The organism is Pseudomonas parasichuanensis (assembly GCF_021601385.1).
Lineage (GTDB): Bacteria > Pseudomonadota > Gammaproteobacteria > Pseudomonadales > Pseudomonadaceae > Aquipseudomonas > Aquipseudomonas parasichuanensis.
Genome location: NZ_BQHO01000028.1, coordinates 1 through 18,015, shown reverse-complemented (window position 1 = coordinate 18,015; position 18,015 = coordinate 1). Strand labels below are relative to the sequence as shown.

The 18,015-nt window shown below is 65.3% G+C and carries 17 protein-coding genes and 1 pseudogene; 12 read left to right on the top strand and 6 right to left on the bottom strand.

Going from position 1 to position 18,015, the window contains the following annotated elements:
* The first annotated feature begins 105 nt into the window (after window positions 1-105).
* Complete coding sequence (locus tag L6D77_RS20165) at window positions 106-831, top strand: dienelactone hydrolase family protein (protein ID WP_232883892.1); 726 nt, start codon at window positions 106-108, stop codon at window positions 829-831.
* 32 nt (window positions 832-863) lie between these two features.
* Here the strand turns inward: L6D77_RS20165 and L6D77_RS20160 are convergent, their stop codons facing one another.
* Window positions 864-1,727, bottom strand: a complete 864-nt coding sequence (locus L6D77_RS20160) for a pirin family protein (RefSeq protein ID WP_232883893.1) — start codon at window positions 1,725-1,727, stop codon at window positions 864-866.
* A 115-nt stretch (window positions 1,728-1,842) separates the two neighbouring features.
* Between L6D77_RS20160 and L6D77_RS20155 the strand changes: the two genes are divergently transcribed.
* The 3 genes and pseudogenes from L6D77_RS20155 to L6D77_RS27565 all read left to right on the top strand — a co-directional run bounded on the left by L6D77_RS20155 (window position 1,843) and on the right by L6D77_RS27565 (window position 4,579).
* Entirely contained in the window at window positions 1,843-2,859 is a 1,017-nt protein-coding gene (locus L6D77_RS20155; RefSeq protein ID WP_232883894.1) for an amidohydrolase family protein, read from the top strand.
* A pseudogene (locus tag L6D77_RS27570) lies at window positions 2,753-3,724 on the top strand (MCP four helix bundle domain-containing protein); the annotation flags it as partial. The gene L6D77_RS20155 and the pseudogene L6D77_RS27570, both read left to right, overlap by 107 nt.
* Window positions 3,716-4,579 carry a methyl-accepting chemotaxis protein gene (locus L6D77_RS27565; RefSeq protein WP_373870611.1) on the top strand — a complete coding sequence of 288 codons (864 nt, stop codon included), beginning with the start codon at window positions 3,716-3,718 and terminating at the stop codon, window positions 4,577-4,579. The pseudogene L6D77_RS27570 and the gene L6D77_RS27565, both read left to right, overlap by 9 nt.
* 231 nt (window positions 4,580-4,810) lie before the next feature.
* On the opposite strand, the gene fabB is transcribed toward L6D77_RS27565, so the two are convergent.
* From fabB to L6D77_RS20125, 5 genes are all read right to left on the bottom strand, one after another.
* The gene (gene fabB, locus L6D77_RS20145; RefSeq protein ID WP_232883896.1) at window positions 4,811-6,031 is read right to left on the bottom strand and encodes a beta-ketoacyl-ACP synthase I; all 1,221 of its coding nucleotides are present in this window, start codon (window positions 6,029-6,031) and stop codon (window positions 4,811-4,813) included.
* 11 nt (window positions 6,032-6,042) lie between these two features.
* The gene (gene fabA, locus L6D77_RS20140; protein WP_110993977.1) at window positions 6,043-6,558 is read right to left on the bottom strand and encodes a 3-hydroxyacyl-[acyl-carrier-protein] dehydratase FabA; all 516 of its coding nucleotides are present in this window, start codon (window positions 6,556-6,558) and stop codon (window positions 6,043-6,045) included.
* Window positions 6,559-6,764: 206 nt separating this feature from the next.
* On the bottom strand, window positions 6,765-8,693 hold the full coding sequence (locus tag L6D77_RS20135) for a response regulator (protein ID WP_232883897.1): 1,929 nt from the start codon (window positions 8,691-8,693) through the stop codon (window positions 6,765-6,767).
* Entirely contained in the window at window positions 8,690-9,580 is an 891-nt protein-coding gene (locus L6D77_RS20130) for an ABC transporter substrate-binding protein (protein ID WP_232883898.1), read from the bottom strand. The genes L6D77_RS20135 and L6D77_RS20130 overlap by 4 nt, the downstream gene beginning before the upstream one ends.
* Entirely contained in the window at window positions 9,580-11,727 is a 2,148-nt protein-coding gene (locus tag L6D77_RS20125; protein WP_232883899.1) for a TonB-dependent receptor plug domain-containing protein, read from the bottom strand. The genes L6D77_RS20130 and L6D77_RS20125 overlap by 1 nt, the downstream gene beginning before the upstream one ends.
* A gap of 137 nt (window positions 11,728-11,864) precedes the next feature.
* Between L6D77_RS20125 and L6D77_RS20120 the strand changes: the two genes are divergently transcribed.
* The 8 genes from L6D77_RS20120 (at window position 11,865) to L6D77_RS20085 (ending at window position 17,890) form a co-directional block, all read left to right on the top strand.
* Window positions 11,865-12,890: an NAD(P)H-dependent glycerol-3-phosphate dehydrogenase gene (locus tag L6D77_RS20120; protein ID WP_232883900.1), complete on the top strand. Its 1,026-nt coding sequence runs from the start codon at window positions 11,865-11,867 to the stop codon at window positions 12,888-12,890.
* A gap of 15 nt (window positions 12,891-12,905) precedes the next feature.
* Window positions 12,906-13,253 carry a DUF4389 domain-containing protein gene (locus tag L6D77_RS20115; RefSeq protein ID WP_232883901.1) on the top strand — a complete coding sequence of 116 codons (348 nt, stop codon included), beginning with the start codon at window positions 12,906-12,908 and terminating at the stop codon, window positions 13,251-13,253.
* Window positions 13,250-13,708 (top strand): phosphohistidine phosphatase SixA, encoded by a 459-nt coding sequence (gene sixA, locus L6D77_RS20110; RefSeq protein ID WP_232883902.1) that lies wholly within the window; start codon window positions 13,250-13,252, stop codon window positions 13,706-13,708. Before L6D77_RS20115 ends, sixA begins: the two co-directional genes overlap by 4 nt.
* Before the next feature lie 98 nt (window positions 13,709-13,806).
* The gene (locus L6D77_RS20105) at window positions 13,807-14,190 is read left to right on the top strand and encodes a hypothetical protein (RefSeq protein WP_232883903.1); all 384 of its coding nucleotides are present in this window, start codon (window positions 13,807-13,809) and stop codon (window positions 14,188-14,190) included.
* A gap of 98 nt (window positions 14,191-14,288) precedes the next feature.
* Window positions 14,289-15,077, top strand: a complete 789-nt coding sequence (locus L6D77_RS20100; protein WP_232883904.1) for an alpha/beta fold hydrolase — start codon at window positions 14,289-14,291, stop codon at window positions 15,075-15,077.
* Complete coding sequence (locus L6D77_RS20095) at window positions 15,074-15,928, top strand: alpha/beta hydrolase (RefSeq protein ID WP_232883905.1); 855 nt, start codon at window positions 15,074-15,076, stop codon at window positions 15,926-15,928. Before L6D77_RS20100 ends, L6D77_RS20095 begins: the two co-directional genes overlap by 4 nt.
* A 102-nt stretch (window positions 15,929-16,030) precedes the next feature.
* Complete coding sequence (locus L6D77_RS20090; protein ID WP_232883906.1) at window positions 16,031-16,825, top strand: DUF4892 domain-containing protein; 795 nt, start codon at window positions 16,031-16,033, stop codon at window positions 16,823-16,825.
* 12 nt (window positions 16,826-16,837) lie between these two features.
* The gene (locus L6D77_RS20085; RefSeq protein ID WP_232883907.1) at window positions 16,838-17,890 is read left to right on the top strand and encodes an AI-2E family transporter; all 1,053 of its coding nucleotides are present in this window, start codon (window positions 16,838-16,840) and stop codon (window positions 17,888-17,890) included.
* The last annotated feature ends 125 nt before the right edge of the window (window positions 17,891-18,015 follow it).

Genomic DNA, 18,015 nt, shown 5'->3' with positions numbered 1-18,015 from the left:
CACAGGAAAGCCCGCTTCGGCGGGCTTTTTCTTTGCTGCGTGTTAACTGTTTCGCGGGTAACAGGGTCTAGAATTCGCACAACCGTGAACGCCAAGGAGTGTTGAATGAGCAAGGTCATCGTCGAGTCGCTGGTTTATCACCTGTCGGGCAAAACCTATGAAAGCCGCCTGGTCTATGCCCCCGGCGCACTGCCGCAGCCGGGCCTGGTGATGGCGCCGAACTGGATGGGGATTGGCGAAGGTGCCGAGCGCATCGCCAAGGAAGTGGCGGAGCAGGGCTATGTGGTGTTGATCGCCGACCTTTACGGGCAATCGGTGCGGCCTTCCAATGCCGATGAGGCCGGGTTGGCGATGATGCCGCTGAAGAACGACCGCGCCGAGCTGCGTAAACGCATGCAGGAAGCCCTGGCGCAGTTGGTGGGCCAATCCAAGGCCCTGCTGGAACCGGGCAAGGTGGCTACCTTCGGCTTCTGCTTCGGCGGTTGCTGCGCCCTGGAGCTGGCGCGTACCGGTGCCGATCTGAAGGCGGCCGTGTCGTTCCATGGCACGCTGGATACGCCGAACATCGAAGATGCCAAGCGCATCAAAGGCTCGGTGCTGGTCCTGCACGGTGCATCCGACCCGCTGGTGCCCAAAGAGCAGCTACCGGCCTTCGAGGAGGAGATGAACGCCGCCAAGGTCGACTGGCAGTTGCTCAGCTACGGCGGTGCGGTGCACTCGTTCACCGACCCGAATGCCAATGTGCCGGGCAAGATGCAGTACGACCGACGCACCTCGGAGCGGGCATTCCGCTCGATGCATAACCTGCTCAAGGAAGTGTTCCGCGGCTGAGTGTGAAAGGGGGGCTGCGCAGCAGCCCCACATCAGCGCGGCAATTCGATCCGTCCGCTTTCCCCTGGCACCACCGGCCAATCGCCCGCCGCCCAGCGCGCTCGCGCTTGCTCGATCAACGCCGGGTCACTGGCAACGAAGTTCCAGTTCATCCGCCGCGGCCCATCCAGCGCTGCGCCACCGATCAGCACCAGTTGGCACTCGTCCTCGGCGTACAGCGTTGCTTCTTCACCCTCCGCCAGTACGATCAGGCTGCACGGCTCGACTGCTTGATCATCCAGCATCAGATCACCATCGAGCAGGTACAGCGCGCGTTGGGCATGTTCGGTCGGCACCATCAAGGTCGTGGCCGGCAGCATGCGCACATGGGCATAAAGGGTAGGGGAGAGCACCGGCACCGGCGACTGCAGGCAAAAACCACTGCCGGCGATCATGCGGATCTGCACCCCAAGGCTGTCACTGACTGGCAGGCTCGCTGCCGGATGATGGCTGTAGCTCGGCGTGCCCTGCTCGTGCTCGCGGGGCGACGCCAACCAGACCTGCAGCCCGTGTAGTCGTGAGCCCTTGGCCATCAGCTCGGCAGGTGTGCGCTCGACATGGGCCACGCCGCCTCGCGCCGTCATCCAGCTCACATCCCCTGGCCGCACACGTTGGTCCGAGCCCAGGCTGTCCTTATGCTGAATCTCGCCTTCGAACAGGTAGGTGAGAGTCGACAGGCCGATATGCGGGTGCTGGCGGATATCCATGCCGCTGCCAGGGGCGTAATCGGTCTCGAGCATATGGTCGAAGAACACGAAGGGCCCGACGCTGCGGCACTGTGCCGAGGGCAGCGGGCGCAGGATCGGCTGGCCCTCGACCGATTCGGCGCGGGGGCGGATGACCAGGGGGCTGCTCATGGTGAACTCCGGGCGGGCAGGGAACTGCACCAAGCATAGCGGTTCGCGGGCTGGCGCTGAACCGCCGAAGCAGCTGGTCGGTCTACTCTTTCCATACCCTGCAATGGAGGCGGCGATGATCGTGCGCATCCTCGCCGGCCTGTTGCTCTGCGGATCCCTGTATCCGACGGCCCAGGCCCGCGACTATCGCTACAGCGATGCCCACCTGCACTACGTGGACTTCTTCCAGGAAACCGAGGGCATGCCGGCGCTGCTCAAGGCCATGGACGCGGCCGGCGTCGAGCAGTCGATGATTTCTGGTATCCCGGTGGCCAAGAAATGGCACGAGGATGAGCCCAAGCGCCCGCGCTACTATGCGGGCGATGATGCGGATGCCTACTGGTATAGCGCCACCGACCTATACGTGGCGGCGGCCCTGGAAAAGCTGGCGCCGCAGCAGCGGCGGCGTTTCCACCCGTTCCTTACCGGTTTCAACCCGGTGGACAAGAACGCCGTCAGCCACATCGAGCGCATGCTCGAGCTGTATCCGGGGCTGTGGCAGGGCATCGGCGAAGTGTTCACCCGCCACGATGACCTCACCGCATTGACCAGCGGCGATACGCCGCGGGCCAACAACGAGGCCATGACCCGCATCTACCATCTGGCCGCCGAACGCGACCTGCCGGTACTGCTGCATTCCAACATCACCTCCAAGCGCGAGCGCAACCCGCTGTACCTGGCCGAAATCGAGGAGCCGCTGCGTAACCACCCACACACCCGGTTCATCTGGGCCCATGCCGGCAGCAGCCTGGAAATTCACCGGCACCAGACGCAGATGGACTTTCTCCTGCCGGTACTGACCCGCCTGCTCGAGGATTACCCCAATCTATACGTTGACCTGTCCTGGAGCGTGCTCGAGCCTTACTTGCTGGATGCCCAAGGCGTGCCTCGTCAAACCTGGTTACAGCTGGTAGAGCGCTTCCCCGAGCGGTTCATGCTCGGCTCCGATGTGGTGGGGCGCTTCGACAGCCTTGGCGAGCAGCTTCATGGCTTCAAGCCGTTTCTCGATGCCCTGCCGGAGGCGGTCGCGAACAGGGTGGCACGGGACAATTTCCTTGCCGTGCTACCCAAGGTGGCAAAGCAGGACAAGTAGCGTTTTGATATCGCGTTTTCGTCTTACGCAAATTTCGAGCCGCCCGATACCTTCTTTAAGCGACGGAACAACACGTTTAGGGAGGGATCCTGAAATGAGCCTGAGACGCTTGAATATCGCCCCGCGCGCCGGGATCGGCTTTGGCATCATGGCCTTGCTGGTGGTGGCGCTGGGCAGTTTCGCCCTGCAACAGATGACCAACATGCGCCAGCAGGCCGAGCAGGTGGACGACAACTGGCTGCCCAGCATCATCTCGGTGGGCAGCATGACCCAGGACATGCTGCGCATCCGCGCCCTTACGTTGCGCCTGCTGGTCAATACCGATACTGTCGCGCAACAGCAGAACCGTGCCCGCATCGAGGAGATCAAGGCCGGCCTGAGCAAGGCCCAGCAGCGCTACGACGCGCTGATCGTGTTGCCCGAGGAACGCGCGCTGTTCGACCGTTACCTGGGCCTCGAACGCCAATACATGACCTTGCAGGGCCAGGTGGTGCAGTTGGCCAGCGATGGTCGCATCGAGGCGGCTGCGGCGCTGGTCAATGGCGAGATCAACCAGATCGCCGATCAGATGACGGCCAGCCTCAACGAATTGATCGCGCTGAACACGCACCATGCCGGGCTGGCCACCACCACGGCCGAGTCCGTCTACAGTGCGGCGCGGGTCTGGGTCTTGGGGCTGCTGGTGGTGGCCTTGACGTTGACCGTGGTGCTGGCCCTGGCCCTGACCCGCAGCATTGTGCGCCCGCTCGGGCAGTCGCTGAAAGTGGCCGAAACCGTCGCCACCGGCGACCTGACGCCGCAGATTGCCGTGCACGGCGATGACGAGCCGGCCCGCTTGCTGGCGGCGCTCAAAAGCATGCAGCAAAGCCTGCGCGAGACCATCGGGCGGATTTCCGACTCGGCCAGCCAGCTGGCGTCGGCCTCCGAAGAGCTCAGCGCGGTGACCGAGGATGCCACTCGCGGCCTGCAGCAGCAGAGCCTGGAGATCGAGCAGGCGGCCACTGCGGTCAACCAGATGACGGCGGCGGTGGAGGAGGTGGCGAGCAATGCCGTAGCGACTTCGGAGGCTTCCGCGGAGTCCGACCGTATCGCCCGTCAGGGCCGCGAACAGGTGCAGGCCACGGTCACTGCCATCGAAGCGTTGGCCAGTGGCGTGGCCGGCAATGCCGAAGAGGTCGGCCAGCTGGCCCAGCAGGTGCACGATATCAGCAAGGTATTGGAGGTGATCGGCTCGATTGCCGAGCAGACCAACCTGCTGGCGCTCAACGCCGCCATCGAGGCGGCCCGGGCTGGCGAGGCCGGGCGCGGGTTTGCCGTGGTGGCCGACGAAGTGCGGGCACTGGCTCACCGCACCCAGTCTTCGACCCGCGAGATCGAACAGATGATCGTGGCCATCCAGAGCGGTGCCGAGCGTGCGGTGCAGGGCATGCAGCAAAGTGATGCGCGGGCCCGCTCGACCCTGGATGGCGCCCATGCCGCCGGTGCGGCGCTGGAAGCGATTGCCGGGGCCATCGGCCAGATCAACGAGCGCAACCTGGTGATCGCCAGTGCCTCGGAGCAGCAGGCCCAGGTGGCGCGGGAGGTGGACCGTAACCTGACCACCATCCGCGACCTGGCGCATCAGTCTTCAGCCGGCGCCGAACAGACCTCGGCGGCGAGCCAGTCGCTGTCGCGCCTGGCGGTGGACTTGAATACCCTGGTGCAGCGTTTCTCGGTATAGCAAGGCCGACGCGGCCCCCTGTAGGAGCGGCCTTGCCGGGGCGCCGGACCGGCCGGAAAGGGGCGCGAAGCGGCCCCAGAGTATCTGTGTCGATACAACGATTTCTGGGGCTGCTCCGCAGCCCTTTCGCGGCACAAGGCCGCTCCTACAAAAAGCTGATTCGTGGTTTGCAGGCACAAACAAAAACGCCCCGACCTGGGTCGGGGCGTTCTCGTTCAGCAGGTCAATCGATCACTTGCCTTCCCAGCGCTTGAGCACCAGGGTGGCGTTGGTGCCGCCGAAGCCGAAGCTGTTGCTCATGACCGTGTCGATCTTGGCGTTTTCTTCGGTTTTGCGCAGCACCGGCAGGTCGGCAACTTCCGGGTCCAGCTCGTCGATGTTGGCGGAGCCGGCGATGAAGTTGTTTTCCATCATCAGCAGGCAGTAGATCGCCTCGTGCACGCCGGCGGCGCCCAGCGAGTGACCCGACAGGCTCTTGGTCGAGCTGATCTTCGGTGCCTTGTCACCGAACACTTCACGCACGCCCTTCATCTCGGCAACGTCGCCGACCGGGGTGGAGGTACCGTGGGTGTTCAGGTAGTCGATCGGGGTGTCGACGGTGGACAGCGCCTGCTGCATGCAGCGGATGGCGCCTTCGCCGCTCGGGGCAACCATGTCGTAGCCGTCGGAGGTCGCGCCGTAGCCGACGATCTCGGCGTAGATCTTGGCGCCACGGGCCAGGGCGTGTTCGAGCTCTTCGACCACTACCATGCCGCCACCGCCAGCGATGACGAAGCCATCACGGTCGGCGTCGTAGGCGCGCGAGGCCAGCTCAGGGGTTTCGTTGCGCTTGGTCGACAGGGCGCCCATGGCATCGAACAGGAACGACTGGCTCCAGTGCTCTTCCTCACCGCCACCGGCGAAGACGATGTCCTGCTTGCCCCACTGGATCTGCTCCAGCGCGGTACCGATGCAGTGTGCCGAGGTGGCGCAGGCCGACGAGATCGAGTAGTTGATGCCCTTGATCTTGAACGGGGTGGCCAGGCACGCCGACACGGTGCTGCCCATGGTGCGGGTGACACGGTACGGGCCAACGCGCTTGACGCCTTTCTCGCGCAGGGTGTCCAGGGCTTCCATCTGGTTCAGTGTGGAAGCGCCGCCGGAACCGGCAACCAGGCCAGTGCGCGGGTTCGACACTTGCTCTTCGGTCAGGCCCGCGTCCTTGATTGCATCCTGCATCGCCAGGTAGGCGTAGGCAGCAGCGTGGCCGACGAAGCGATAGACCTTGCGGTCGATCAGCTCTTCGAGGTTCAGGTCGATGGAGCCGGAAACCTGGCTACGCAGCCCCATTTCCTTGTATTCCGGGTTGTAACGAATGCCCGGACGGCTGTTGCGCAGGTTTTCGGTGACGGTAGCTTTGTCATTGCCCAGGCACGAAACGATGCCCAGACCAGTGATAACGACGCGGCGCATGCGAATAACCCTTAGAAATTGTCAGTGGAGGTGAACACGCCGACCCGCAGGCCTTCGGCGGTGTAGATCTCGCGACCGTCGACGCTGACCGAGCCATCGGCGATGGCCATGTTCAGCTTGCCCTTCAGGACGCGCTTGATGTGAATGTTGTAGGTGACTTTCTTGGCGGTGGGTAGTACCTGGCCGAAGAATTTCACTTCGCCCGAACCCAGCGCACGGCCACGGCCCGGCAGGCCCTGCCAGCCGAGGAAGAAGCCCACCAGCTGCCACATGGCATCGAGGCCCAGGCAGCCTGGCATCACCGGGTCGCCTTCGAAGTGGCAGGCGAAGAACCACAGGTCCGGATTGATATCCAGCTCGGCGACCAATTCACCTTTGCCGAACTTGCCGCCTTCCTCGCTGATATGGGCGATGCGATCGACCATCAGCATGTTCGGGGCGGGCAGTTGCGCATTACCGGGGCCGAACAGCTCACCGCGACTGCAGCGCAGCAGGTCTTCCCGGGTAAAGGCGTTTTGTTTGGTCATGCGAGCTCCTCAATAACCCCCTGTGGCAGGGGATGAATCTTCCCGGCCGGCCCGAAGCGCTTTGCTTTCGAGGCGGCAGCCTACAGGTAGACTATTGCGTTGTGGTGAAAGTCACAGCGCACCTGGCAAAAGAAGTACAGGTGTGCACTGAAATGTTATTTTCCGGGCCTGCGAAGGTCCTGTCCAGTCTTTAAGACTGCCGCACTTTAGCATTTATCGCCAGTCGCGGCTGTCCGAGCGGGCAACCAGCGCTGCAGGATGCGCTGCAGCTCGGTGCGTTTGAACGGCTTGCTCAGGTAATCGTTCATGCCGGCGGCCAGGCAGCGCTCGCGGTCGCCCTCCAGCACGCTGGCGGTGAGGGCGATGATCGGCAGCCCCGCACCCTGCACCAGCTGGCGGATGCGCCGGGTGGCCTCGAAGCCGTCTACCTGCGGCAGGCGGCAGTCCATCAATACGGCGGCGAAGTGCTGCTGTTGCACCAGGTCGACCGCCTGGGCGCCATCCATCGCCAGGCTGACCTCGAAGCCAAGGCTGCGCAGCATGGCTTCGATGACGCTCTGGTTGACCGGATTGTCCTCCACCAGCAAAACCCGCTCGCCATTGCCACCCAGCCCACTGGCAGCCGCCGCGCCCGCCGACAGGGCCGGCGAGGTGTTGGCCAGGGCCAACGGCATCTCCAGGGTGAAGGTCGAGCCCAGCCCCTCGCGGCTTTCACCCCGCAGCTGGCCGCCCATGCGTTCGGCCAGGGTACGGGCGATCGAAAGGCCCAGCCCGGTGCCGCCGTAGCGCCGGGAAATCGAGCTGTCGGCCTGCTGGAAAGCGACGAACATCATTTCCAGGCGGTTGCTGTCGATACCGATGCCGGTGTCGCGCACGGTGCAGGTGAGCCAGATCATCTGGCTATCGAGCACCTGCCAGTGCGCCTCCACCGCCACTTCGCCGCGTTCGGTGAACTTCAGCGCGTTGCCGATCAGGTTGAGCAGGATCTGCCGGATCCGGGTCGGGTCACCGACCACCTGCAGCAGCTCGATGCCAGGCGGTAACTGCAGGTTGAGCGCGAGGCCCCGCTGCTGGGCGCTGTGCTGGAACGACTGGACACTGCTGACGACCAGTTCGCCCAGGTTGAAGTCGATGTGCTCCAGCTGCAGTGTGGTGCGTTCGATCCGCGAAAAATCGAGGATGTCGTTGATCACTTTCAGCAGGTGCCCGGTGGACTCGCTGGCCACCGCGGTGTATTCGGCCTGCTCGCTGGTCAGGCGGGTGGTCTCCAGCAACTGCAGCATGCCCAGCACACCGTTCATGGGGGTGCGCAGCTCATGGCTCATCATCGCCAGGAAGTCCGACTTGGCGCGGTTGGCCTGTTCGGCCTCTTCGCGGGCCTGGATCAGCTGGCTCATGGCCTGCTGTTGTTCGTGGGCGGCCTGGTCCAGGGCGCTGGCCAGGTTGTTGATGTGCCGCGCCAGGTGGCCCAGTTCGCTGTCATCGACCACCGGCAACGGGGCGTCGAAATCGCCTTGCTGGATGGCCTTGACCGCATGCCCCATGTCGCTGATCGGCTTGGACAGGCTCATCGCCAGGCGCCGGGCCAGCAGGAAGGTGAACAGCAGGGCGAACAGGGCGAGGATGCCGGCCTTGATCACGATCTCCTGCTGGCGCTGGCTGAAGGCATCGTCGGACATCCCCACGATCACCCGCCCCAGGTAGTCGTCGCCGATGCTCGGCAATTGCGGCTTGCCCTGCAGGAAGTCGTTGTCCAGGCGGATCTGCTGCAGGCGGATCGGCGCCTGGAACACTTCCACCCGCTGCGCCCGGCTGAGGCTTTCGTCCGGTTGCTCGACATACACCAGGATGTGGTTGCGGCTGTCCTGCACTTCGAGGAAACGCACGTGAGGGATGCTCAGGGTCGCGCGCATCAGGCCTTCGAGTACTTCATTGTTGCCGGAGATCACGCCGTACTCGGAGGCCGGTGCCAACTGGTTGGCGATCAGCTGGCCGGTGTGGTTGAGCTCTTGGCGCAAGTCCTGGATACGCACGAAGGTGAAGAAGCTGATCAGCAGCAAGGTCAGCAGCAGCGCAGGGCCGAGGCTGATGATTTGTGTGCGGGTGTGAATGTCCCAGCTCAGGCGTTTGCTCATGGGGTGGGTTCTCCTGCGGCCAACGCCAGTGCGGCGGCTTCCTGGTCGATGGCCTCGAGCCCCAGGGAACGCGCCACCTGCTGGTTGCCGCTGACCCCGAAATGCTGGGGGTAGAGGCTGCGCGGCCAGCGCGTTGGAGGGTGCTCGAGCAGTTGGTCGAGCACTGCCAGCCAGTCGTCCTGGTCGCTGTAGGTGCTGGCCAGGGCGCCGGCACGGACGAATCCGACGTTTGGCCCGATCAACGCCATCTGCCGGCCGTAGCTGCTCAGCAGCACGTTCTTGGCCGACTTGGAGTTGTACAGCTCGGGGTCGTCGAGCCCCAGCAGCACATCGCTGTTGGCCAGCAGGTTCTGCAGCGGGCGGCTGTCGCGCAGGTCGGGCCAGCCCTCTGCGACGATTTCCAGCCCCATGGGCTGAGCGGCCTGGCGCAGCTCATCGAGCAGGAAGCGACTGTGCTCACCGTACAGCACGCCAATGCGCCGTGCCTGCGGCAACAGGTAACGGGCCAGGCGCAGCTGCCGGGCCAGCGGTGGGTCGCTCCACAGCAGGCTGAGGAACGCCGGTCGCGACTTTCCCAGGCGTTGCTCGGCCTGTACCCGGCTGACCCTCAGGGCCAGCGCCGGTGGGCCGGCGGTTTCGCCCAGGCGCCAGTCCAGCGCAGGGCCGTCGAGCAGCACCAGGCGCGTATCGCTTTTCAGCTGCCCCGGGCGCGGCAGTTCGTTCACGGGCTGGAAATGCACGTGGTCGTGGGGGCGGCGCTGCGCCAGGGCAGCGACGAAGCTGCGCACGCCCGGCTGGTCGTCGGCACCCACCAGCAGGATTTCGCTGGCCGACAGCGAACCCAGCGGCAGGATGCACAGCAGCAGCAAGCGCAGCAGCACGACCATCAGAACGCCAGCTCCGCGCTGACGCTCAGGCGGTGGCGGCTGTCGTAGCGGTTCTGGATGGCGGAGGTCGGTTCGTCATCCAGGCGCTGCTGCCACAGCGCCGCCAACTCCAGGTCGCTGCCCTGCACCTTGAAGCGTTTGGCCACGCGCAGGTCGACGCGCTCGTAGCGGTACTGGTTGAGCGCATCGTCACCGTAATAGAAGAGGGCACTGGACCAGCCCAGGCCCCACTCGCGCATCCAGCCGGCCGAGCCGCTGTTGCGGGCGCTCAAGCGCCGGTCCGCAGGGTTGCTGGCCCAGGCGTCGACATAGGCGTAGGTGATACGCAGCCGGTCGCGCTGGGTGGCGCGCCAGTCGAACTGCGCCTCGCTGCCGGTGAAGCGCGCCTTGTTGGCGTTACTGGCGATGTACTGGTTGTTCTTCAAGGGCTCGCTGATCATTCCGGTGATCTCGTCGTAGAACAGCTTCACATCCATGCTCAGGTCGATGTCGCTGAAATAGCCGTTGTAGCCCAGTTCGCGCGAGCGCATGCGTTCCTGGTCGAGGTTGCCCGGGCCGCGGGTCTTGACGAAGTACTGGCCGTCCTGCAGGCCATACAGGTTGGGCGACAGGCCCTTGACCGTGTAGCTCCAGTTGACGTTGTTCTCGAACATGTCCGGCGAGCGCACCGCTTCGGAGTACACCGCCCGCAAGCCGTGGCGCGGGGTGATCAGGTAGTTCACCGCCACGCGCGGGGTCAACGAGTTGCCGGACAGCTGGGCGTTCTCGTACATCGCCCCGCCCTGGAAGACCCAGTGCTCGTCGGCGCGCCACTCCAGCTGGCCGAACAGGCGCCAGGTCTGGTCGTCGATGCTGCCGTTGAAGTAGGTCTGCGAGTCGGCGCGGTCGTAGCGGTAGTTCATCCCGGTGACCAGGCGCAGGCTCTCGTTCAGGCTCAAGGTGTCCTGGATCTCCAGGTCGTAGCGCGTTTCCCGGGTGCTTTGGTCGACATTGCCGCAGATCGGATTGGCCCCACCAGCACTCCACTGGTTCAACACCTCACTGCGCAGTGCATCCAGAACCGGGTCGCTGTTGCGCGGCGGGTTGCCTGTGAAAAGGCTACGCGCGACGCCTTCTGCATAGTTCGGATTTAGCTGCCAAAGCCGGGTCAGCTCCGGGCTGAAAGCAATGGCTGCATCGCAGGCGCGCCACACCTGCTGACGGTCGAAGTGCTGCGCCGAACCCTGCACATACAGGCTGTGGTCGGGGTTGAAGTCGATGTTCCAGCGCACCGAACCGGCATAGTCCTTGGCGTTGACGTCGGCATCGTTGCCCGCAGCGTATTTGCCGAACACCGGCTGATAGGTATAGGGCCGCTGGTTGCTGCCTTCCTTGGCCGCCAGTTGCCATTCCAGGGTCTGGTCCGGCGCCAGGTTGTGGCTGGCATTGATATTGATGCGGTTGAGCCGGCGGCTGTCGCGGTAGTCGCGGCCGAACTGGTCCTTGTCGAAACCGTCGTCCTGCTGGCCCGACAGCGACAGGCGCAGGTCGCCGCCGTCCCAGCCGATGCCTTGGCTGGCGTAATAGTCGTTGATGCCGTCCTGGCCGCGGGTCATCTTCACCCGGGTGCCGTGGCTGTCGGCGGGGTTGCGGGTGAGGATGTTGACCACCGCCATCAGCGCGTTGGCACCATAGCTGACGGTGTTGGGGCCGCGGAACACCTCGATCCGCTCGATATCCTCGATGGCCACCGGGATGTCGCTCCAGTCCACCGTGGCCAGGCCCGCGCGGTACACCGAACGGCCGTCGATCAGCACCTGCATGCGCCGGGCATCGTTGACGTTGCTGCCGTGGTAATTGACCGTTGGCTGGTTGCCGGCGCCATAGCCGATCATCATGCCCGGCACCAGGCGCAGCAGCTCGGGGATGTCCCGGGCGCCGCTGGCGTGGATCAGCTCGCTGTCGAGCACGGTCATGCTGCCCGGCACCGCGGCCGGGGATTGTTTCAGGCGTGTGGCGGTCAGAACCTGGGGCAGGTCCTGGTTGTCGATGAACAGATCATCGGCCATGGCCGGGCCACCAAGCAGGGCGGTCAGTATCAGCAGGCGCGGGTAGGGGGGCGTGCCAGGGAACACGGTACGGCCTTGTTTCAGAAATGAATCAGGCATGTTAACTGACCGTGTGGCTTTTGCCAGTGATCTGCGGTTGGCAAGTTGCCGCATCCCGGGGCAAGCCACTGGTTCTGTCGCAAGCGGGCCGTATAATGCGCCAGTCGCCACTTACTTTATTGGTTAACGGATTGGATATGACTCAACAGCAACCTGTTGCAGTGCTTGGCGGCGGCAGCTTCGGCACCGCCGTGGCGAACCTGCTGGCGGAAAACGGCCACCCAGTGCGCCAATGGATGCGCGACCCGGCACAGGCCGAGGCAATGCGCGTCAACCGCGAGAATCCGCGTTATCTCAAAGGCATTCGCCTGCATGACGGCGTCGAGCCGGTCAACGATCTGCTCGCCACCCTGCAAGCGAGCGACCTGATCTTCGTCGCCCTCCCATCGAGTGCACTGCGCAGCGTGCTGGCGCCCCACGCCGAGCTGCTGCGCGGCAAGGGCCTGGTCAGCCTGACCAAGGGCATCGAGGCGCAGAGCTTCAAGCTGATGAGCCAGATCCTCGAGGAGATCGCCCCCCAGGCGCGCATCGGCGTGCTATCGGGGCCGAACCTGGCCCGCGAGATCGCCGAGCACGCGCTGACCGCCACCGTGGTCGCCAGCGAAGACGAAGCGCTGTGCCAGCGTGTGCAAGAGGTGCTGCACGGCCGCACCTTCCGGGTCTACGCCAGCAGCGACCGCTTCGGTGTCGAGCTGGGCGGCGCCCTGAAGAACGTCTACGCGATCATCGCCGGCATGGCGGTGGCACTGGGCATGGGCGAGAACACCAAGAGCATGCTGATCACCCGCGCCCTGGCCGAGATGACCCGTTTCGCCGTGAGCCAGGGCGCCAACCCCATGACCTTCCTCGGCCTGGCCGGGGTCGGCGACCTGATCGTCACCTGCTCCTCGCCCAAGAGCCGCAACTACCAGGTCGGCCATGCCCTGGGCCAGGGCCTGACCCTGGAGCAGGCTGTCAGCCGCCTGGGCGAAGTGGCCGAAGGGGTCAACACCATCAAGGTGCTCAAGGCCAAGGCCCAGGAGGTGCAGGTATACATGCCCCTGGTGGCTGGCCTGCACGCGATCCTGTTCGAGGGCCGCACCCTCAACCAGGTGATCGAGCACCTGATGCGCGCCGAGCCCAAGACCGACGTCGATTTCATTTCCACCAGCGGTTTCAACTGAACGAAGGAGCGACACATGAACGATACCCCGCAAAGCGCCGCGCGCGAGTCGATCATCCTGCGGGTGCTGTGGATGCTGGTGTTCCTGGTGGTCTGGCAGCTCGCCGAGCTGTTGCTGGGCGGCCTGGTGCTGGTGCAACTGATCTACCGGCTGATCTATGGCGCGCCCAGCGCCAGCCTGATGAACTTCGGCGACAGCCTCAGCCAGTACCTGGCGCAGATCGGCCGCTTCGGCAGCTTCCACAGCGACCAGAAACCCTGGCCATTCGCCGATTGGCCGGCACCCCGCGCCCCGGAAGGCGAAGCGGCGCATGCCGTGGCCCCGACGCCGCACCCGGTGCGTGACGAGGAGCCCAAGCTGTGAAGCTGTGGGTGCTGCGCCACGGCGAGGCGGAGCCGCGCGCCAACAGCGACGCTGAACGGCGTCTCACCACCCATGGCCGCGAGCAGGTGCTGCGCAGCGCCGCGCACCTGCTGGGCCAGCCGCTGCAGGCGATCATCGCCAGCCCTTACGTGCGCGCCCAGCAAACCGCGGCGCTGGTGCACGATGCCCTGGGTTTCAGCGAGCCGGTGCGTACCGTGCCCTGGCTGACCCCGGACAGCGATGTGCAGCAGGTGATCGGCGAAGTCGAGCGCCTGGGCCTTGAGCATGTGTTGCTGGTCAGCCACCAGCCGCTGGTGGGTTCGCTGGTGGGCATGCTGGAGCATGGCCACGCTCAGCAACCGGCGCCCTTGAGCACCGCCAGCCTGGCCATGCTGGAAGGCGACTGGCCGCTGGCCGGGCTGATGACCCTGCGTGGCCTTCATCATTCGGCGTGAAGGCGGCAACTGGCATTTTTGCCAGTTGCTGCGCCGCCAAAACGCTTGCTAGCGTCGGCAACAGCAAGTGAATGTGCGGCAGGCCCAGGGAGTGTCGAATGAACAGCCGGAGGCTGGCGTTGGTAGGTTCGGTTGATCTGCAACCAACGCTGGAAAAAGTGCAGAAAGATGATGTGCTGGGGTTTGCCGAGTACAGCATGTTGCGTGAGTCGGCGGACGCCAAGCTCTATCAGTTGATGAACAAGGTCCGTGCCCGGCAAGGCCAGGCACCCGCTACTGTGTTCGACGGCGAAGAAGACCTGCGGCGCCTACAGGAAGCCAGCATGCGCATGGCCCATCTGCTGCAGACCAGCTGCCTGGCCCTGCGCAGGCTAGGCCTCGCGCAGCAAGACAAACACCTGGCCCGTGAGGCCCTGGAGTATCAGCTGGCCTACATGCAGGCCTGCCTGCGGCGCTCGATGGCCAGCTTCGACGACTTCTGAATGACCTGATCGCCCTTGGCGATGACCTTTCCGGACGTTGCCGCCACCCACCGGCTTGCCGACAATGGGCCATCCTTCCCCGTGCAGAGCAGGCGGCCATGTCGCAGCAGATCTTCTTCGCCCACGCCAATGGCTTCCCCTCGGCCACCTACGGCAAGCTGTTCGCCGCCCTGGCGCCGGATTACCAGGTGCGCCACCTGGCCCAGCATGCCCATGACCCACGCTTCCCGGTGAACGACAACTGGCAAAGCCTGGTGGACGAGCTGCTGCATCATCTCGAACAGCAGGATGCCCCGGTGTGGGGTGTCGGCCACTCGCTGGGCGGCGTGCTGCACCTGCACGCGGCGCTGCGCCGCCCGGAGCTCTACCGCGGGGTGGTAATGCTCGACTCGCCGGTGCTGACCCGGGTGGATGAATGGCTGATCCAGGCGGCCAAGCGCCTGGGCTTTATCGACCGCATCACCCCGGCCGGGCGCACCCTGGGCCGGCGTGAAGCCTTCACCGACCGCGACAGCGCGCGCAGTTACTTCGCCGGCAAGACGCTGTTCCGCCACTTCGACCCGGAATGCCTGGAGGCCTATCTGGAGCATGGCCTGGAGCGTGCGCAAGACGGGCTGCGCCTGCGCTTCGACCCCGCCACCGAAATCAGCATCTACCGCAGCATCCCCCATGCCAGCCCGCTGCCGCCGCGCCAGTTGCAGGTACCGCTGGCCGTGGTGCGTGGCGCGCAGAGCCGGGTAATTCGCCGGCATCATGCGCTGGGCGTGCGGGGCATGGCCCGGGGCGAGTATCACAGCCTGCCGGGCGGGCACATGTTCCCGCTGGAGCGCCCCCTCGACACCGCGAGCCTGATCAAGGGCCTGTTCGATCGCTGGGGCCAGGCATGAGCGCCCAGGTAGAGGAAGTACGCCTGACCCTGGGGCATATCGAACTGGCCGCCCACCTGTTCGGTCCTGCCGACGGCCTGCCGGTGATCGCCTTGCACGGCTGGCTGGACAATGCCAACAGCTTCGCCCGCTTGGCGCCCCAGCTCAAAGGGCTGCGCATTGTCGCCCTCGACCTGGCCGGGCATGGCTACTCGCAGCACCGCCCGGTCGGGGCTGGTTACGCCCTGGCCGATTATGCCCACGACGTGCTGCGAGTCGCCGAGCAACTGGGCTGGCAGCGCTTCGGCCTGCTCGGCCACTCGCTGGGGGCGATCATCTCGGTGCAACTGGCCGGCGCCTTGCCCGAGCGGGTCAGCCACCTGGCACTGATCGACGGGGTGATCCCGCCTACCGTGACCGAACAGGATGCCGCCGAGCGCCTGGGGATGGCCCTGCAGGCCCAGCTGCGTCTGGACGGCAAGCGCAAGACGGTCTACGCCACGTTGGAGGAGGGGGTCGAGGCGCGCATGAAAGGCATGGTCGCGGTCAGCCGTGAAGCGGCCGAACTGTTGGCCCAGCGCGGCCTGATGCCGGTGCCCGGCGGTTACAGCTGGCGCAGCGATAGCCGCCTCACCTTGCCTTCGCCCACCCGCCTGAACCAGGCCCAGGCCATGGCCTTCGTCAAGCGCGTGGCCTGCCCGGCGTGCCTGGTGGTGGCGGCCGACGGCATGCTGGCGCGCCACACGGAGCTGCTGGAGCAGCTACCCTTCGAGCAGATCACCTTGCCGGGTGGCCATCACCTGCACTTGAACGATGAGCAGGGTGCAGCCCTTGTTGCAGACTGTTTCAATCGCTTCTTTGGCTTTCCTTGACTTGCACCGGGCAAGTGTCGAGGCTTGGCGGGTTGAAAGGGAGACAACCATGTACATGCCAGACACCCACCTATTCAAACCCCGCAGCCATGAGGGCTGCCGATGAGCGTACCCGTTTACGCCCGCAGTGCCATCGCCGCCTGCCTCGCCTTCGTCAGCCCCTTGCTGTGGGCCGGTGAGTTGCCCGTTCCCGTCGACGCCAAAGTGGTCGATCAACGCCCCGCCGCGGAGCAGGAGCGGGTCTACCCGATGGGGCCGCTACGCAAGATCAGCGGTCGCCTGCGGGTCGACGACAAGGTCGAAAGCCGTGGCCAAGTCAGCTCGGTTACCTACGAACTGCCCGTCGAACGCAGCGCCCGTGAGGCCTTCACCAGCGCCCGTGAAACCTTGCAGAAAGACGGTGGTTACCCGTTGTTCTGGTGCCAGGGCCGCGACTGCGGCGAAGCCAGCCTGTGGGCCAACGACGTGTTCGCCAATGCCCGCCTCAATGGTGGGGACGAGCAGCAGGCATTCATCCTCCTGCGCCGTTCCGCCGAAGAGGCTGACACCCTGGTGGCGCTGTATAGCGTCACCCGTGGCAACCGTCGCGCCTACCTGCACGTCGAAGAGTTCGTCGCCGAGAGCCCCCTGGGCGACATCCTGCCCACCGCCGCTACTGTTCTGCGCGAACTGCGCGACACCGGCAAGCTCGACTACCCCGACCTCGCCGAACCCCAGGCCAACTGGGCTACGCTGCTGGCACGCAGCCTGAACCTGGACAGCACCCTGCGTGCCAGCCTCAGTGGCAAGGGCGCCGAGGCCTGGCGCGAGCAGTTGACCAAGGCTGGCGTGCGCAGCGGCCGGCTCGAAGTCGGCGATGCGCCCACCGATGGCCTGCACCTGGAACTGATCCGTTGAGTGAGCGCGCCCATGGCCAACAATGATCGCTTGCTGGTCCAGATCCTGCTGCTGGCGCTGCTCGGTGCCGCGCTGTGGGTGATGGCACCGTTCATCTCGGCGCTGCTGTGGGGCGCCATTCTGGCCTTCGCCAGCTGGCCTTTGATGCGCTTGCTCACCCGTGTGCTGGGCGGGCGGGAAACCCTGGCCGCCAGCCTGCTGACCACGGCCTGGATCCTGATCGTGGCCTTGCCGCTGGTGTGGCTGGGCTTCAACCTGGCCGACCATATCCGCGATGCCACCGCCTTTGTGCGCGACGTGCAGGTCGAAGGCCTGCCCGATGCGCCGGCGTGGGTGGCTGGCATTCCGTTCGTGGGTGAGCGCCTGGTCGGCTGGTGGGAGTCGTTCGACCAGCAAGGGGCGGCGCTGCTGGCCTCGGCCAAACCCTACCTCGGCCAGGTCGGCAACTGGTTGCTGGCACGCAGTGCGCAGATCGGCAGCGGGGTGCTGGAGCTGACCCTGAGCCTGGTGTTCGTGTTCTTCTTCTACCGCGACGGGCCGCGCCTGGCGGCGTTCGTGCACCGCCTGCTGCAACGGCTGGTGGGCGAGCGCGCCGAGTACTACGTCGATCTGGTGGCCGGTACCGTGCAACGGGTGGTCAACGGGGTGATCGGCACTGCGGCGGCGCAAGCCCTGTTGGCACTGATCGGCTTCCTGATTGCCGGCGTGCCGGGGGCGGTGGTGCTGGGCCTGGTGACCTTCATGCTCAGCCTGATCCCCATGGGCCCGCCACTGGCCTGGATCCCCGCCACCGCGTGGCTGGTGTCGAAGGGCGACTACGGCATGGCGGTGTTCCTTGGCGTGTGGGGCACCTTCATCATCAGTGGCGTGGACAACGTGCTCAAGCCCTACCTGATCAGCCGCGGCGGCAACCTGCCGCTGGTGATCGTGCTGCTTGGGGTATTTGGCGGCTTGCTCGCCTTCGGCTTTATCGGCTTGTTCATCGGGCCGACGCTGTTGGCGGTGGGGTACAGCCTGCTGTTGGACTGGAGCCGCCACTCCGGGGCGCAGACACCGCAAAGGTAAGCCTGCACTGGCCTCATCGCCGCGGTTCGTCGCTACGACAAGCCGCGGCGATGAGGCCACAGCAGCCAATCCAAAAACCTAATCTTTAAGCCTTCTTTATGCCCTGACCCCCACACCCAACTCGC